This window comes from Streptomyces nogalater (genome assembly GCF_039532885.1).
Lineage (GTDB): Bacteria > Actinomycetota > Actinomycetes > Streptomycetales > Streptomycetaceae > Streptomyces > Streptomyces nogalater.
Genome location: NZ_BAAASM010000020.1, coordinates 59,530 through 73,898, shown reverse-complemented (window position 1 = coordinate 73,898; position 14,369 = coordinate 59,530). Strand labels below are relative to the sequence as shown.

At 74.7% G+C, this 14,369-nt stretch carries 12 protein-coding genes; 6 read left to right on the top strand and 6 right to left on the bottom strand.

Features of this window, described 5'->3' with window-relative positions; all coding sequences use genetic code 11:
* The first annotated feature begins 12 nt into the window (after positions 1-12).
* The gene (locus tag ABD350_RS16120; RefSeq protein ID WP_344348784.1) at positions 13-264 is read left to right on the top strand and encodes a hypothetical protein; all 252 of its coding nucleotides are present in this window, start codon (positions 13-15) and stop codon (positions 262-264) included.
* 66 nt (positions 265-330) lie between these two features.
* Here the strand turns inward: ABD350_RS16120 and ABD350_RS16115 are convergent, their stop codons facing one another.
* Positions 331-1,620 (bottom strand): ROK family transcriptional regulator, encoded by a 1,290-nt coding sequence (locus ABD350_RS16115; protein ID WP_344348783.1) that lies wholly within the window; start codon positions 1,618-1,620, stop codon positions 331-333.
* 116 nt (positions 1,621-1,736) lie between these two features.
* Positions 1,737-4,952, bottom strand: coding sequence for a cytochrome P450 (locus ABD350_RS16110; RefSeq protein WP_344348782.1), 3,216 nt, complete (start codon positions 4,950-4,952; stop codon positions 1,737-1,739).
* A gap of 278 nt (positions 4,953-5,230) precedes the next feature.
* Between ABD350_RS16110 and ABD350_RS16105 the strand changes: the two genes are divergently transcribed.
* From ABD350_RS16105 to ABD350_RS16090, 4 genes are all read left to right on the top strand, one after another.
* Complete coding sequence (locus ABD350_RS16105) at positions 5,231-5,872, top strand: PAS domain-containing protein (protein WP_344348781.1); 642 nt, start codon at positions 5,231-5,233, stop codon at positions 5,870-5,872.
* A gap of 106 nt (positions 5,873-5,978) precedes the next feature.
* Complete coding sequence (locus ABD350_RS16100) at positions 5,979-6,473, top strand: FBP domain-containing protein (RefSeq protein WP_344348780.1); 495 nt, start codon at positions 5,979-5,981, stop codon at positions 6,471-6,473.
* Between the two features lie 93 nt (positions 6,474-6,566).
* A complete protein-coding gene (locus ABD350_RS16095) occupies positions 6,567-7,817 on the top strand; it encodes an FUSC family protein (RefSeq protein ID WP_344348778.1) in 1,251 nt (416 codons plus the stop codon).
* Between the two features lie 104 nt (positions 7,818-7,921).
* Positions 7,922-9,139, top strand: coding sequence for a lactonase family protein (locus ABD350_RS16090; RefSeq protein WP_344348777.1), 1,218 nt, complete (start codon positions 7,922-7,924; stop codon positions 9,137-9,139).
* Here the strand turns inward: ABD350_RS16090 and ABD350_RS16085 are convergent.
* Both ABD350_RS16085 and ABD350_RS16080 read right to left on the bottom strand, forming a co-directional pair.
* Entirely contained in the window at positions 9,107-9,832 is a 726-nt protein-coding gene (locus ABD350_RS16085) for a DUF2470 domain-containing protein (RefSeq protein ID WP_344348776.1), read from the bottom strand. The genes ABD350_RS16090 and ABD350_RS16085 overlap by 33 nt on opposite strands.
* A 90-nt stretch (positions 9,833-9,922) precedes the next feature.
* Positions 9,923-10,531 (bottom strand): TetR/AcrR family transcriptional regulator, encoded by a 609-nt coding sequence (locus ABD350_RS16080; RefSeq protein ID WP_344348775.1) that lies wholly within the window; start codon positions 10,529-10,531, stop codon positions 9,923-9,925.
* A 118-nt stretch (positions 10,532-10,649) separates the two neighbouring features.
* Between ABD350_RS16080 and ABD350_RS16075 the strand changes: the two genes are divergently transcribed.
* Positions 10,650-12,221, top strand: coding sequence for a cytochrome P450 (locus ABD350_RS16075; protein WP_344348773.1), 1,572 nt, complete (start codon positions 10,650-10,652; stop codon positions 12,219-12,221).
* On the opposite strand, the gene ABD350_RS16070 is transcribed toward ABD350_RS16075, so the two are convergent.
* The gene (locus tag ABD350_RS16070) at positions 12,183-13,031 is read right to left on the bottom strand and encodes a pentapeptide repeat-containing protein (RefSeq protein ID WP_344348772.1); all 849 of its coding nucleotides are present in this window, start codon (positions 13,029-13,031) and stop codon (positions 12,183-12,185) included. The genes ABD350_RS16075 and ABD350_RS16070 overlap by 39 nt on opposite strands.
* 35 nt (positions 13,032-13,066) lie before the next feature.
* Positions 13,067-14,365: an alpha/beta fold hydrolase gene (locus tag ABD350_RS16065; protein ID WP_344348771.1), complete on the bottom strand. Its 1,299-nt coding sequence runs from the start codon at positions 14,363-14,365 to the stop codon at positions 13,067-13,069.
* Positions 14,366-14,369 lie beyond the last annotated feature (4 nt).

The following is a 14,369-nucleotide window of genomic DNA, read 5'->3' as shown; positions in this document are numbered from 1 at the left end:
TGGAGGTACGTCATGGCAGTGCGGGAACCCGGATCCGGCGGCGAGGAGCGGCCGGTGCCCAGGGACATGCCCGACCAGCAGGCCGGCGCCGAGGAGGACCGGTGGGACGTCACCGCGCCCGGGCGGCCTGCCGAGGGCGGGCCGGAGACGGACGACGAGGACACCGCGCCGGACACGGACGAGGCCGGCACCGGGCCCCGCGGCGCGCCCCGGACGGGCACGGTGCACCCGGAACACCCCGGCCCGGAGGAGTCACCGGCGTAGGCACGCGGGGCGGGACCCACTCGGATCCGCGCCCGTCCGCCAAAGCCGCCGGGGCCCCGGCCGGGGTCAGCGCGGCGTTCTTTCGCGGAGAGCCGTGTGCCAGGTGGGGAGCGGGGACTCGGTGGCCGGTTCCGGGCGGCGGCCCCCGCTCGCGAAGAAGTCGGCCAGGGGCAGGATCGCGGCGCCGACGGTGACCGCGTCCGGGCCGAGCCGGCCGAGGTCGATGGTCACCTGGCCGCCCGGGTGGCGCAGGGCGTACGTCGCCGCGTGCCTGCGGACGGCCGGCAGGAAGCGGGTGCCCAGCTGGAGGCCCGCCCAGCCGCCGATCAGGATCCGCTCGGGCTGGAAGAGGTTGATCAGGTCGGACAGTCCGGCGCCGAGGTACTCGGCGGTCTCCTCCAGGACGGCCAGCGCGACCGGGTCCGGCGCGGTGCCCTCGGGCGGGTACGCGGCGGCGAGCATCGCGGTGAGCGCGGTCTCCTCGTCGGTGTCCTCGGGCGGCCGGCCGCCCTCCTCGCGCCAGCGGGCGAGCAGCGACTCCGCGCCGGCGTACGCCTCCAGGCAGCCGGGGGCACCGCAGCGGCAGCGCCGGCCGCGCACCCGTACCGTCAGATGGCCCCACTCCACGGCCCGCCCGTGCTCCACCTCGGGCGTGACCAGGCAGGCGCCGACGCCGGAGCCGAACAGCACGACCACGGCGTTGCGGGCGCCGCGCCCGGCGCCGAACCACATCTCGGCCTGGCCGAGGGTCTTGGCGCCGTTGTCGATGAGGTACGGCACCCCCTCCGGGAGCGGGGAGGCGGAGCGCAGCAGCCGCTCCAGCGGGACGGCGTCCCAGCCGATGGTCTGCCCGTGGACGACGGCGCCCTGGTCGGGGGTGTGTTCCACGATGCCCGGGACGCCGACGCCGACGCCGAGCAGCCGGTCGGGGGCCGCCCGCTCGGCGGTGAGGACCTCGGCGACGCCGTCGCGGATGTGGCCGGCGATGACCTCGACGTCGTAGCCCTGCGGGGTCAACGGCCGTTCCACCCGGGCCAGTTCGGTCAGGGCCAGGTCGAACAGCTCGACCCGGACGCGGGTTTCGCCGACGTCGACGCCGATCATCTGTCCGCTGTGCGGGGCGACGCGCAGCAGGGTGCGGGGCCGGCCGCCGTCGGAGTCGACGCTGCCGGCCTCCTCGACCAGGCCGTCGGCGATCAGGTCCGCGACCACGTTGCTGACCGAGCCGGAGCTGAGTCCGGTGGCCGGGCCCAGCTCGAAACGGCTGAGCGGGCCGTCGAAGTACAGCCGCTGGAGCACCGCCGTGCGGTTGCCTCGTCTCAGGTCGCGTACCGTGCGCCCGTTGCGCCCCGCCATATGGCTCCCTTCACGAACCGTGCCCGACCTGCAACATACTCCTTCGGGCAGCGGGGCGCGACATTACCCCACGCCTTAGTTCACGCTATGAGCTAAGCGGAGCGGGGGTGGCGGGCTCACCCGGCCGCGTACACGTCCTCCACGTAACGTCCGTCCGCCACCAGCGCGTCGAGCCACCGCTCGGCCTGCTCGGTGCCGGCGCCGGGCGTGTGGTCCCGGTACAGGGTACGGAACGCCGCGCGGACGCCGGGTGCCATGCGGGCGCCGTCGCCGCACACGTACACCCGCCCCCCGGCGCTCAGCAGCCGCCACACCTCGTCGCTCTCGGCGGCGATGCGGTGCTGGACGAAGGCGGCTCCCTTGACGGGGGCGGCGCTGAAGGCCGGGCGCAGCGTGACCGCGCCGGCCCGCTCGGCGGCCCGCAGCTCGTCGGCGTGCAGATAGTCGGCGTCGGGCGCGTCACAGCCGAAGTACAGCAGCGCGGGCGGGAGTTCGGCACCCGAGCGGAGGGCGGCCAGCCGGTCGGCGACGGCGCCCCGGAACGGCGCGAGACCGGTGCCGGCGGCGACCATCACCACCGGCGCCGAGCCGTCGATCCGGAACGCCTCGCGGCACGGCTGGACCCGGGCGTACACCGTGTCGCCGGGCCGCAGGGCGGCGAGGTGGCCGGAGCCGGTGCCCCGGTAGCGGCCCTTGCCGGAGCGTGCCGGGGCGTCGAGCACGGAGACCATCAGGTCGGCGTGGCGGGCGTCGGCCGCGGGCGCGGAGGAGATGGAGTAGTGGCGCGGGCGCAGCGGGGTGAGCAGGTCGAGCAGGAGGGGCCAGTCGAGGGCGCCGCGCAGCGCGGGGTGGTCCTCGGCCAGTTCCACCAGGGTGCGCGGGTCGTCGCCGGTCAGGGCGGCGAGGGCGGCGCGCTCGGGCGGGCAGGGGTTGGCCCCGGCGAGCAGGGCCCGCTGCCGGTCGGTCGGCCGTTCCTGCAACTCCACATGGTGGGTGAGGAGTTCGCGTACCGTCAGCGGCCGGTCGACGGCGAGGCCTCCCCCACGCTCGGCTTCGCTTGCGCCGGGGGACCCCCATCGGCGCGGCCGGGTGGCCCGGATGTCCAGGACGGCGTCGGCGTCGAGGCCGAACGCGGCGAGTGCCCGGTCCACCAGCTCCGGGGCGTTGGCGGGCAGCACGGTCAGGTGGTCGGCGGTGCGGTAGGTGACGCCCTCGGGCAGGGCGATCCGCAGGAACCGCTTGGTGCGGGGGTGGCCGGGCGCGGTGAGGTCGTAGGCCTCGGTGACGGTCATCGGAACCAGGCCGTGCCGTTCGGCGAGGGCGTCCAGCGGACCGCCGGTCAGGGTGCGTACCTCGTAGGCGTGGGCGGGCTCCTCCACGGTGCCGGGGGCGGCGTCCGGGTCGCCGTACTGCGTGAGCAGCGCGGTGCGCAGGCGGTCCGTGAACTCCCGTACGGTGCCGGTGAGATCGCCGGAGGCGTCGGCGGCGGCGCGCTCGGTGAGCCGGGTGGCGCCGAGTTCGGCGAGGCGGGCGTCGATTCGGGTGGGGACCTGCTGGTAGGTGGCGGCCCAGTTGCGGTCGCCGACGCCGAGCACGGCGTAGGTCGTGCCGGTCAGGTCGGGGGTGCCGTCGAGCCAGGCGGTGAAGGCGGTGGCGTCGTCGGTGGGGCGGCCGTTGTAGGAGGCGGCGGTGATGATCACGGGCCGGTCGGCGGGCAGGCCGTCCGCGTAGGCGTCCAGGGCGGCGACCTCGGTGGCGCAGCCGACGGCCGCGGCCTCGTCGGCGAGCCGGGCGGCGAAGTCGCGGCAGGTGCCGTAGTTGCTGCCGTGCAGGAACAGGGCGCGGGTGCCGGGGCGGACCCGGGCCGGAAGGGTGCCCGGGGCGGGGGTGCCCTGGGCCGGCGCGGGGGCGGTGCCGGGCAGCGGGGCGTGCGCGCGGTCGGCGGCGGTGCGCGGGGTGAGCGTGAGGGTGAAGCCCTCGGGCTTGAGGGTGAGGGTCTCCTTCACGGTGAGCCGGTAGCCGGTGTGGTCGTGCAGCCGGTAGCGGTGGACCAGCAGGGCGAGCAGCATGGTCGCCTCGTGCAGCGCGAACTGCCGTCCGATGCAGGCGCGTTCACCGGTGCCGAACGGCTTGAAGGCGTGCACCGGGCGGGCCGCCTCGGCCTCGGGGGTGAACCGCTCGGGGTCGAACAGCTCCGGGTTGTCCCCCCACACCGGCTGGCGGTGCAGCATCGGCGAGAGGACGGTGACGGCCTGGCCGGCGCGCAGCGGGAGCCGGCCGCCGAGCAGGGTGTCCTCGCGGGCGTGCCGGCTGAACGCGGCGGCCGTCGGCCACAGCCGCAGCGCCTCGTTGAGCACCTGGCGGGTGTAGGTGAGCCGGCCGATGTCGTCGTACGTCGGCTCGGGGTCGGGCGTGTCACCCCACAGCGCGTCGGCCTCGCGCTGGACGAGCCGGAGCACGGCGGGGTGCTTGGCCAGGTAGTACAGGGCGAAGGACATGGCGCCGGAGGTGGTCTCGTGGCCGGCGATCAGGAAGGTGATGACCTGGTTGCGGATGTTGGCCGCGTCCAGGGTGGTGCCGTCGGCGGGGTGCGGGGCGCTGAGCATCAGCCCGAGCAGGTCCTCGGCGCCGCTCTGGTCGGTGCCGGTGCGGACGGCGATGACGTCGTCCACGACCCGGGCGAGGTAGTCGGCGTCGGCCCGGAAGGCGGCGTCGGCGGCCGTGTGGTCCCCGTCCGGGGTGCGGGCCAGGCGGGTCATGCTCCACTCCAGGCAGCGGACCATCGACTCCACGAAGGGGTGCGGTTCGGCGCGCTCGAAGGAGCCGAAGTCGTAGTCGAACCCGGCCAGTCCGATGGTGTCGAGCGTCATGCGGGTCATGTCGTCGGGCACGTCGACGGGCCGGCCGGACCGGGCCGCCCGGTCCCAGGAGTCGATGAGCCGCCGGGCCACCTTCAGCATCACCGGGTGGTAGGTGCGCATCGAGCCGAGCGCGAAGGCGGGCATGAGGATGTCGTGCGCCTTGGCCCAGTTGGGCTCGTCGTTGTAGGCGGTGAACAGGCCGTCGGCGGCGAACTCGCGGACGTTCTCCAGGGCGGGTCCGACGTGCTTGGCGAACCGCTCCTCGTCGGCGAGGTCGGCGACCAGGTCCGCGTCGGCGACGAACAGGGCGTCCCGGCCGTGCAGCCGGCGCACCAGCACCGGGCCGTGCTCGCGCATCAGCTCCATCACCTGCTGGATGGGGGTGCGGCCGGGGCCGGTGGCGGTGATGTCGACAACGGGTACGCCGGGCAGGGTGGCGGCGGGCTCGGGGCGCAGTGTGGTGGGGGGCATGACGCGACAACTGCCTTTCGCGGGATGGGGCTCCTGCGTTCCAGGGTGGGCGACGGGCGGGCCGGACCGGGGCCACGGCACTACACGATCGTGTAGGGATAAGTCGGCGACAGGCCTTGCGCGGCCGCGCGTGACCGGGCCGTGCCACCCGGTGTCCGGCCGGCGCCGGGGACGGCCGGCCGGCACCCGCCGGATGCCCTGCCCGTCCACCGCCCGAGTTGCCGCTGACCTGCCTTTTCCTCTTTGATGGGCGGGCGGCCGGCGGACCGGGAGGTGCGATGGAGGCGGGACGGGCCGACGCGGTGACCTGGCGCAATCGCGCGCTGCTGGTGTTCGACCGCGTGTCGGTACCGGTGGCGGTGTGCGATGTGTACGGCCAGGTGGTGCTGGCGAACCCGGCGATGGCCACGGAGTGCGGTACCACGCCGGGACGGCTGCGCGGTCGGCAGGTGCTGGAGCTGTTCCGGCCGCAGGAGGCCGGTCAGGTGGAGCGGATCGCCGAGGCGCTGCGGCTGCGGCACCGTTCCCGCTACCAGGTGTCGGTGTGCTGGCGGGCGCCCGGCGGGGCGGAGCGGTACGGGGAGCTGACCGCGGACCCGGTGAGCGACAGCGCGGAGGAGACACCGGCGCTGCTGGTGATGCTGCGGGTACTGGGCGAGCGCACCGCGCCCGGGCCGGAGCCGGTGCCCACCACGGAGGTGGAACGGCAGGTGCTGGCGCTGCTGGCCGGCGGGGCCACCACCGCCCGCGCGGCCCGTGAGCTGGGGCTCAGCAAGGACGGCGTCACCTATCACCTGCGGCGGCTGTCGGCGCGCTGGGGCGCCGCCAACCGCACCGAACTGATCGCCCGCGCCTACGCCTTGGGCGTGCTGCTGCCCGGGGTCTGGCCCCCGCGGGCGCGGCCCGAGACGCCCGAGTAGCCCCAACCGGAAAACCATTAGCCCACACGCGTAGAGCTAAATACGATAGTCGCCTGCCTAGGGTCCCTAGGCAGCATGCCGTCGTATCCGGAAGGACCCGCCCCCCATGAGACCGCTCACCGAGCAGGACATCCGCACCTCCTTCGTCAACTGCTCCAAGGGCGAGGCCAAGCGTCTGGCCGTGCCGCGCGACCTCGCTGAGCGCCCCTGGGACGATCTGGACTTCCTCGGCTGGCGCGATCCCGGCGCGCCCGACCGCAGCTATCTGGTCACCGAACGCGACGGCCTGCTCACCGGTGTGGCCCTGCGCTATCCGTCCTCGCAGCGCGGCTTCCTGCACCGCAGCCTGTGCTCGGTGTGCCTGACCACGCATCCCGGCGGCGGGGTGTCGCTGATGACCGCGCGCAAGGCGGGCGCGGCCGGCCGGGAGGGGAACTCGGTCGGGCTGTACATGTGTACCGACCTGGCGTGTTCGCTGTATGTGCGCGGCAGGAAGCTGCCGGAGTCCGGTGTGCGGTTCGAGGAGAGCCTGACCCTTCAGGAGCAGATAGAGCGGACCCGGGGAAACCTCTTCGCCTTCCTGGACAAGCTGTACGTCTGAGAGCCCTCCGGTCCACGCCGTGGCGGGCGTGGCCGGAAACAGCCCGCTAACGGCCACGTTCGACCTGCCCCAGGAACGGGAACAGGCCAAAGGATGATCAACGTACGGAAGTGGACCTCGGGACTGCGGCGGGTGCTGAGGCGCCGCCGGGAACCGGCGGTCGTCCAGACGCTGCGGTCGGCCGGGGCCGCGTCGGTCGCCTATGTCATCGCGCTCCGGCTGAGCCCGGAGCCGGCCCCGCTCACCGCGCCGCTCACCGCGCTGCTGGTCGTCCAGGTGACGTTCTACGCCACGCTGACCAACGGCATCCGCCGGGTGAACTCGGTGGTCGCCGGGGTGCTGGTGGCCATCGCGTTCAGTGTGCTGGTGGGACTGACCTGGTGGAGCCTGGCCCTGCTCATCGTCGCCGCGCTGGCCGTGGGCCGGCTGGTCCGGGTGGACGAGTACACGGCCGAGGTGGCGATCAGCGCCATGCTGGTGCTCGGCGCCACGGTCGGGTACACCGCGTGGGCCCGCATCGTGGAGACGCTGATCGGCGCGGCCGTCGGCACCGCCTGCAACCTGCTGCTGCCACCGCCCGTGTGGGTGGACGAGGCGGGCCGGTCGATCGCGGGCCTGGCCCGGCGGGTGCGCCAGCTGATGCTGCGGATGGGCGAGGAGGCCGCGGGCCGGGTCCCCTGGGAGCGGGCGGCCGAGCGGCTGCACGAGGCGCGCCGGCTGGACCACGACATCACGGGGGTGGACGCGGCGCTGCGGCAGGCGGAGGACAGTCTGCGGCTCAATCCGAGGGTGAAGGAGGGGCTGCTGCACCGGGTGGTGCTGCGCACCGGCCTGGACACACTGGAGATCTGCACGGTGGTGCTGCGGGTGCTGGCCCGCTCCTTCACCGACCTGGCGAAGGCCCGCGGCTCGAAGGACCTGTTCCCGCCCCGGGTGGGGGCGACCGTGGAACAGCTGCTGTCGGAGATCGCCGACGCGGTGGTCAGCTTCGCGGTGCTGGTGACCACTCATCTGAGCGAGGACGCGGAGTCGGCGGAGGCCCGGCTGTCGGCCGAACTGCACACGGCGGCCGGCACCCGGGACCGGCTGGCGCAGCTGCTGCGCGAGGAGATCGCCGAGGACTGGACGGACTGGCAGCTGCTGGGCGCCGTGCTGACCGAGACCACGAGGATCATCGACGAGCTGAACACCGAGCACCGCACCCGGCGGCTGCTGGAGGAGCTGGACCGGGTCTCCCGCGAGCACCGCTCCAAGCTGCCCCGGCTGGCCCGGCTGCGCGACTGGCTCGGCGTCCAGGAGGAGCTGTGGCGCAATCGCGCGGGCCTCGGCAGCCGCTCCCGGTGAGGTGCGCCGGGGCCGCCCGGGCACGGCGACGGCTTGCCCCGCCCGGCGGGCGCGGGTCAAGGTGTCCTGTCAGGAGCGGGCCGGCCGACGACCTGAGGTGGGGCATGGAGACGGAGTCACGGGCATCCGCGCGCAGCCGGGAGCGCGGGGGCGGGTGGACCAGGCGCCGGTTCGTGGGGGCCGTGGCCGGCACGGCGGCCCTCACCGGGTGCACGACCCGGGTGACACCCTCGGCACAGGCCCCGGCCACCCGGGGTACGCCGGAACCCGCGGCGCCGTCCCGGGGGCCGTCGGGGCCGCGCCCGCTGTACGTGGGCACCTACACCTCCGTGGCGGGCGGCGGCACCGGCATCGGCATCGCGTCGTACGACCCGCGGTCGGGCCGGATCACCGGGGCGGGCACGCTCACCGGGGTGGCCGACCCGTCGTATCTGGCCGTGCACCCGGACGGCCGCACGCTGTACGCGGTGGCCGAGCGGCAGGACGGCGCGGTGACGGCCGTGCGCCTCGCGGACCGGCGGGTCCTCGGCACCCGGAGCACCGGCGGCGCGGGTCCCTGCCATCTGTCGGTGCACCCCTCCGGCCGCTGGCTGCTGAGCGCCGACTACGGCTCGGGGAGCGTCTCGGTGCACCCGATCGACGCCTCGGGGGCCCTGGGCGAGCGCACCGACCGGGTCACGCACACCTCCCCGGCGCCCGGTCCCGGCCAACAGGGCCCGCATGCCCACCAGTTCGTCACCTCCCCCGACGGACGGCACGTCCTCGCCGTGGACCTGGGCACCGACACCGTCTACACCTACCGCCTCGATCCGGTGCGGGGCACGCTCACGGAGGCCGCCCGGGCGCACACCCGGCCCGGCGCGGGCCCGCGCCAGCTGGCCTTCCATCCCGGCGGCCGGTACGCCTACCTGGCCAACGAGGTGGACGACACGGTGGCCGTGTGCGCCTACGACCCGCGCTCCGGACGGCTGAGGATCGGCGCGCCGCAGCCGACGGGCTCGGCCGGCGGCACCAACTATCCGGCGCAGATCCTGGTGACGGCGAACGGCCGGTTCGCGTTCCTGGCCAACCGGGGCCACAACAGCCTCGCCCGGTACGCCGTCGAGGCCGCCGGGGCCCGGCTGCGGCTGCTGGGCACGGTGCCGGTGGGCGGGGACTTCCCGCGGCAGATCGCCTTCTCGCCGGACGGCCGGCTGCTGTTCGCGGCGAACCAGCGCTCCGGCACGGTCACCGTCTTCCATGTCGACGCCGAGGACGGCGGACTGCGCCCGGCCGGCGAGCCGTTCGCGTCACCAGTCGCCGTCTGCGCGCTGCCGCTGTAGCGCCCGGGGGCAGCCCGCCGCGGCGGCCTGTGCGAGCAGGGCGTGCATGCGCTCGGTGAGCTGGGGGACGTCGTCGGCGGGCGTGTGGAAGGGCAGTCGTACGTCGCCGTGGGCGCGGGTGCGTTCGATGCGCAGGGTCAGTCCGTGCCGGTCGACGGCGAGCGGCGCCACCCGGGTCGCGGCGTGCAGGCTCTCCGGCCGCACCAGGCGGCTGAGCCGTTCGACGGCGTCCGGGTGGGCGTCGGCGAGGTGGGTGAGCAGCCGGGCCTCGGCCCCGGCGAGGGGGTCGGGCCGGGCGGCGGTGAACTCGTCGAGGTCAATGACGACCGGCCCGGAGGCCCGCCGGAGCACCACCCGGGTGGGGTGGAAGAGCAGGTCGCCCTCGGACGGGGTGAGCCGGCCGGAGAGGAAGAGCCGGGCCCGGACGCGGTGGCGCACCGGCACGGGGGCCACGTCGGCGAACTCCAGCAGGGCGGAGGGTTCCTGGCGCGGGGCGCACAGGGCGGCGGCGAGCAGACCGCTGTCGTCGGGCACCGTCAGCCGCACCCGGCCGTCCTCGGTCACGGTGTGCGCTCCGGCGTACTCCTCGCGCACGCCGTCCGCGGTCACCGCGCACGACCATGCGACGGACAGCACCGAGCGTGCCCGTTCCGCCGCGCAGGGGGCGGCCGTCCAGTCCTGCGTGTCACCCATCCGAGACCTCCTTAGGTAAGCCTTGCCTAACCTATCGGAGTTCGAGGCGCGCGCCAACCGCGCCGCACCGGCGGACGGAATCGTTCCGGGTTACGTAAGGACGCCCAGCAGCGCGCGGGCGCACAGGTCGCGCACCCGCTCGCGGCACAACTGGCCCTCGCCGCTCAGCCATTCCAGACACACGGCGGTGGTGAAGGCGAGCCAGCCGCGCACCGCCAGGCGCACCTCGGGGGCGGTCTCCACGACCGGCCCGAACTCCGGGTCGGCGGCGAACGCGGCCAGAATCTGCCGCTCCTGCGCGGCCAGCGACCGCTGGTAGACACAGCGCACGGCGGGGTCGCCGGCCGCGGCGGCGCGGTGGAAGGCGCGGAAACCGTGCGCGTGCGCCTCGACATAGCCGAGATAGGCGTCGAGGCCGGCGGTCAGCTGCTCGCGCACCGGCACCCCGGGCACGGCCGCCGTCATCCGCAGCATCCGCTCGCTCTCGCGCTCCACGACCGCGGCGAAGAACTCCCGCTTGGTGGGGAAGTAGTGATACAGCAGGCCCCGCGACACCCCGGCGATCTCGGCGACCCGTTCCACCCACACATCGTCGTAGGCGCTCTCCGAGAACAGCTTCGCGCCGACCGACAGCAACTGCTCACGGCGCTCTTCGGTACTGAGCCGGCGCCGGGCGCGCTCCCCCTCGTTCGCGGGCATGGCGTCACTTTACTTGACGCCGGTTCAACAGCGGCACCACACTGAAACGCGTTATTGAACCCACGTCCAACACGCGGGGGCGGCGTCAACCATCCGCTTGATCAAGGGGGATCACGCCATGGCGGAGACGACGAAGACCACGGGGAACCGGCCGCCGAAGGGCTTCCGGAGCGCCGAGCAGGGCTGGCCCGAACTGCACCGCATACCGCACCCGCCGCGCCGGCTGCCGCTGCTCGGCGATGTGCTCGGCGCCGACCGGCACCGCCCGCTCCAGGACTCCCTGCGGCACGCCCGGCAACTGGGCCCGATCTTCCGGCGCCGGGCCTTCGGCCACGAGTTCGTGCTGGTGTGGGGGGCACGGCTGGTCGCCGACCTCGCCGACGAGTCACGGTTCGCCAAGCACGTCGGGCTGGGCGTCGCCAACCTGCGGCCGGTGGCCGGGGACGGCCTGTTCACCGCCTACAACCACGAGTCCAACTGGCAACTGGCGCACGACGTCCTGGCACCCGGGTTCAGCCGGGAGGCCATGGAGGGCTACCACGGCATGATGCTGTCCGTGGCCGGCCGGCTCACCGACCACTGGGACCGGCGGCTCGCGGCCGGGCGCACGGTGGACGTGCCCGGCGACATGACCCGGCTGACCCTGGAGACGATCGCCCGGACCGGCTTCGGGCACGACTTCCGCTCCTTCGAACGCGACCGCCCGCACCCCTTCGTCACCGCGATGGTCGGCACCCTGGCCTACGCCCAGCGGCTCAACACCGTCCCCGTACCGCTGGCCCCGCTGCTGCTGCGCACCGCGACCCGGCGCAACGCGGCCGACATGGCCTGTCTGAACCGCACGGTGGACGAACTGGTGGCGGCCCGGCGCCGGTCCCAGGGCGGCGAGGGGGATCTACTGGACCGCATGCTGGCCACCGCGCACCCGGAGACCGGGGAGCGGCTGTCCGCGGAGAATGTGCGCAAGCAGGTCATCACGTTCCTGGTGGCGGGCCACGAAACCACCTCGGGCGCGCTCTCCTTCGCCCTGTACTACCTCGCCCGGCACCCGGAGATCGCCGCCCGGGCCCGCGCCGAGGTGGACCGCGTCTGGGGCGACACCCCGCACCCCCGCTACGACCAGGTCGCCCGGCTGCGCTATGTCCGCCGGGTGCTGGACGAGTCGCTCAGGCTGTGGCCGACCGCGCCCGCCTTCGCCCGCGAGGCCCGCGAGGACACGGTGCTGGCCGGGGAGCACCCGATGCGCCGGGGCGCGTGGGCCCTGGTGCTGACGCCGATGCTGCACCGCGCGCCGGAGGTGTGGGGTCCGGACCCCGAGCGGTTCGACCCGGACCGCTTCGCCCCGGCGGCCGTACGCGCCCGTCCGCCGCACACCTTCAAGCCGTTCGGCACCGGGGCCCGGGCCTGCATCGGCCGGCAGTTCGCCCTGCACGAGGCGACTTTGGTCCTCGGTCTGCTGCTGCGCCGCTACGAACTGCACGCCGACCCCGGCTACCGCCTGACCGTGACCGAACGCCTGACGCTGATGCCGGAGGGGCTGCGGCTACGGCTGGAACGGCGACGCCGGCGCCCCGAAGCGACGCGGCGCGCGGCGCACCCGGCCCACGACGAACCCGCCGCCGACCCGCGGCAGCACCCGGCGGAGCCCCGCTCAGCCGGCCGCTGTCCAGTGCGCGGGGCGGGTGACTGACGCCGGCAGCCGGGTACCGGGGCCGCCCCGCGCCGCGTTCACCTGCGGCTGGGTGAGGAAGAACGCCCCGGTCAGGTCCGCGTCGGTGAGGTCGGCGTCGCGCAGGTCCGCGCCGATCAGGTCGGCGTCGCGCAGGTCGGCGGCGGTGAGGTCGGCGGCGATCAGGTACGCGCCGCGCAGGCTCGCCCCGCGCAGATCGGCGCCCCTGAGCCGGGCGCCGATCAGGTCCGCGCCCCGCCGGTCCCTGCCCTTCGCCTTCCCCTTGCCCTTGCCGGTGGCGCCGGCCCGGACCAGCTCGCTGGTGCGCAGCAGGAGCACGTTGACCTCCGCCCGGTGCGCGGCCACGTCCAGCGCGGCCAGCTCCTCGGGGCTCTGCCGAGTGAGCCGTTCGGTGTGCTCAAGGGCCTGGCGCAGCCCGGGGTGGACGGGCGCGGCGGCGGGCAGTCCCAGCGCCTCCGTGAGATACCACAGCAGCTCGTGCAGCTGCCGGACGACCGGGAAGGTGTCGAACATGCGGCGCGCGTGCTCCTTCGGCGCGCCGCGCCAGTCCCGCCCGCCGAAGGTGACCTGGGACACCTTCTGGCCGGCGCCGAAGCAGTCGTAGACGGTGCAGCCGGTGAACCCCCGCTGCCGCAGGCGGGCGTGGATGCCGCAGCGGTGATCCTCCTGGAGGTTCGAGCAGGGCGTGCCCGCGGACTTGTCCACCGCGAAGTCGGCGGAGCGGGCGAACGGCAGGGCGACACAGCACAGCCCGAAACACTGTGCGCAGTCGCCCCGCAGGTCGGCGGGGTCGGTGGTCTTCTCCGGCATGGGGACCAGCCTACTGACCTGCGAAAGCCCTTCCGTCAGAGCTCGTCGCGCACCAGGGACAGCAGCCGGTCCAGGACCCGGGGCGCCGTGCGCAGGCCGTCGTGCTCGTACTCGTTGGTGACCCAGGGGCGCAGGCCGCGGATCGCGGCGGCGGTCTCAAGGGAGTGGGCGGCGTCCACGAACATGTCGTCGTGGTAGACGGCCGCGGCGACGGGGACCTCGTTGGCGGCGAGGCGGACCGGGTCGTACAGCGGGCGCCAGTCGGTGCGGGCGGCGAGCAGGCCGGCGGTCTCGCGCAGGGGCCGCAGGGCCGGGTCGGTCTCGAACATCCAGGGGTGGACGGTCTCGCCGGTGAAGAGCACCGGGCCGTCCCCGGCGAGCGTCTTGGCCGCGTCGAACCGCGGGAACTCGGCGCGGACGCGTTCGGCGGCCCAGGCGGTGGGGCGGGCGTCCTGGCCGTAGATCGACTCGTGGACCAGGGCGTAGAGGGGGTGGGCGGCGTACGACAGCAGGGTCTGCGCCTGTTCCTGGAAGGCGTCGGAGAGCTCCGGGCCGGACGGCGTGCGCACGAAGGCGTCCTCCAGCAGGAGGTGCAGCCGGTGGCTGCCGTCGCCCGTGCCGAGCATCAGGCCGAGGGACTGGAAGGCCTCCACGGTGAAGCGGTAGCCGTTCGGGAGGACCACGTCGTGGGTGAGGAGGTGGTCGGCGATCCGGCGGGCCGCCGCCACGTCCTGCGGGTAGCGGTCGTAGTGGGCGGCGACCTTGCGTTCGATGCGCGGGTAGGCGGCCCGGTAGACGTCGTCGGCGTGGGCGTCCAGGGAGGGCAGGCCGCCGGTGACGAGCGCGGTGTGCACGCCCTCGGGAGCCAGGGAGAGGTACGTCACCGTGCAGAAGCCGCCGTAGCTCTGGCCGAGCACGGTCCACGGGGCGCCGCCGGTGAGGCGGGGGCGGATGGCCTCGCAGTCGCGGACGATGGAGTCGGCGCGGAAGTGGGTGAGGTAGTCGGCCTGGGCGGCGGGGCCGCCGCGCAGCGGGAGCGTCTGCCGGGTGGCGGGGGTGGAACGGCCGGTGCCGCGCTGGTCGAGCAGCAGGACGCGGTACTCCTTCAGGGCCCGGTCGAGCCACGACTGACGTCCGACGAAGCGATGCGCCCCGAAGCCGGGGCCGCCCGTGAGGTACACCAGCCAGGGCAGGTCCTGCCCGGCCTTGTCGCTCGCCACCGCCTCGCGCGCGTACAGCTCGATGGTCTCGCCCCCGGGGTCGGCGTGGTCGAGGGGCACGGTGAAGTGGTGGTCGGTGAGGACGACGCCGGGCTGGCGGTAGCTGTGGCTCAACGGG

Bases quoted from the DNA above. Each gene is read 5' to 3' on its own strand.
- ABD350_RS16090 (WP_344348777.1), top strand. From the start codon at position 7,922: ATGGAGACGGAGTCACGGGCATCCGCGCGCAGCCGGGAGCGCGGGGGC.
- ABD350_RS16080 (WP_344348775.1), bottom strand. From the start codon at position 10,531: ATGCCCGCGAACGAGGGGGAGCGCGCCCGGCGCCGGCTCAGTACCGAA.
- ABD350_RS16095 (WP_344348778.1), top strand. From the start codon at position 6,567: ATGATCAACGTACGGAAGTGGACCTCGGGACTGCGGCGGGTGCTGAGG.
- ABD350_RS16110 (WP_344348782.1), bottom strand. From the start codon at position 4,952: ATGCCCCCCACCACACTGCGCCCCGAGCCCGCCGCCACCCTGCCCGGC.
- ABD350_RS16115 (WP_344348783.1), bottom strand. From the start codon at position 1,620: ATGGCGGGGCGCAACGGGCGCACGGTACGCGACCTGAGACGAGGCAAC.
- ABD350_RS16100 (WP_344348780.1), top strand. From the start codon at position 5,979: ATGAGACCGCTCACCGAGCAGGACATCCGCACCTCCTTCGTCAACTGC.
- ABD350_RS16120 (WP_344348784.1), top strand. From the start codon at position 13: ATGGCAGTGCGGGAACCCGGATCCGGCGGCGAGGAGCGGCCGGTGCCC.
- ABD350_RS16085 (WP_344348776.1), bottom strand. From the start codon at position 9,832: ATGGGTGACACGCAGGACTGGACGGCCGCCCCCTGCGCGGCGGAACGG.
- ABD350_RS16105 (WP_344348781.1), top strand. From the start codon at position 5,231: ATGGAGGCGGGACGGGCCGACGCGGTGACCTGGCGCAATCGCGCGCTG.
- ABD350_RS16070 (WP_344348772.1), bottom strand. From the start codon at position 13,031: ATGCCGGAGAAGACCACCGACCCCGCCGACCTGCGGGGCGACTGCGCA.
- ABD350_RS16075 (WP_344348773.1), top strand. From the start codon at position 10,650: ATGGCGGAGACGACGAAGACCACGGGGAACCGGCCGCCGAAGGGCTTC.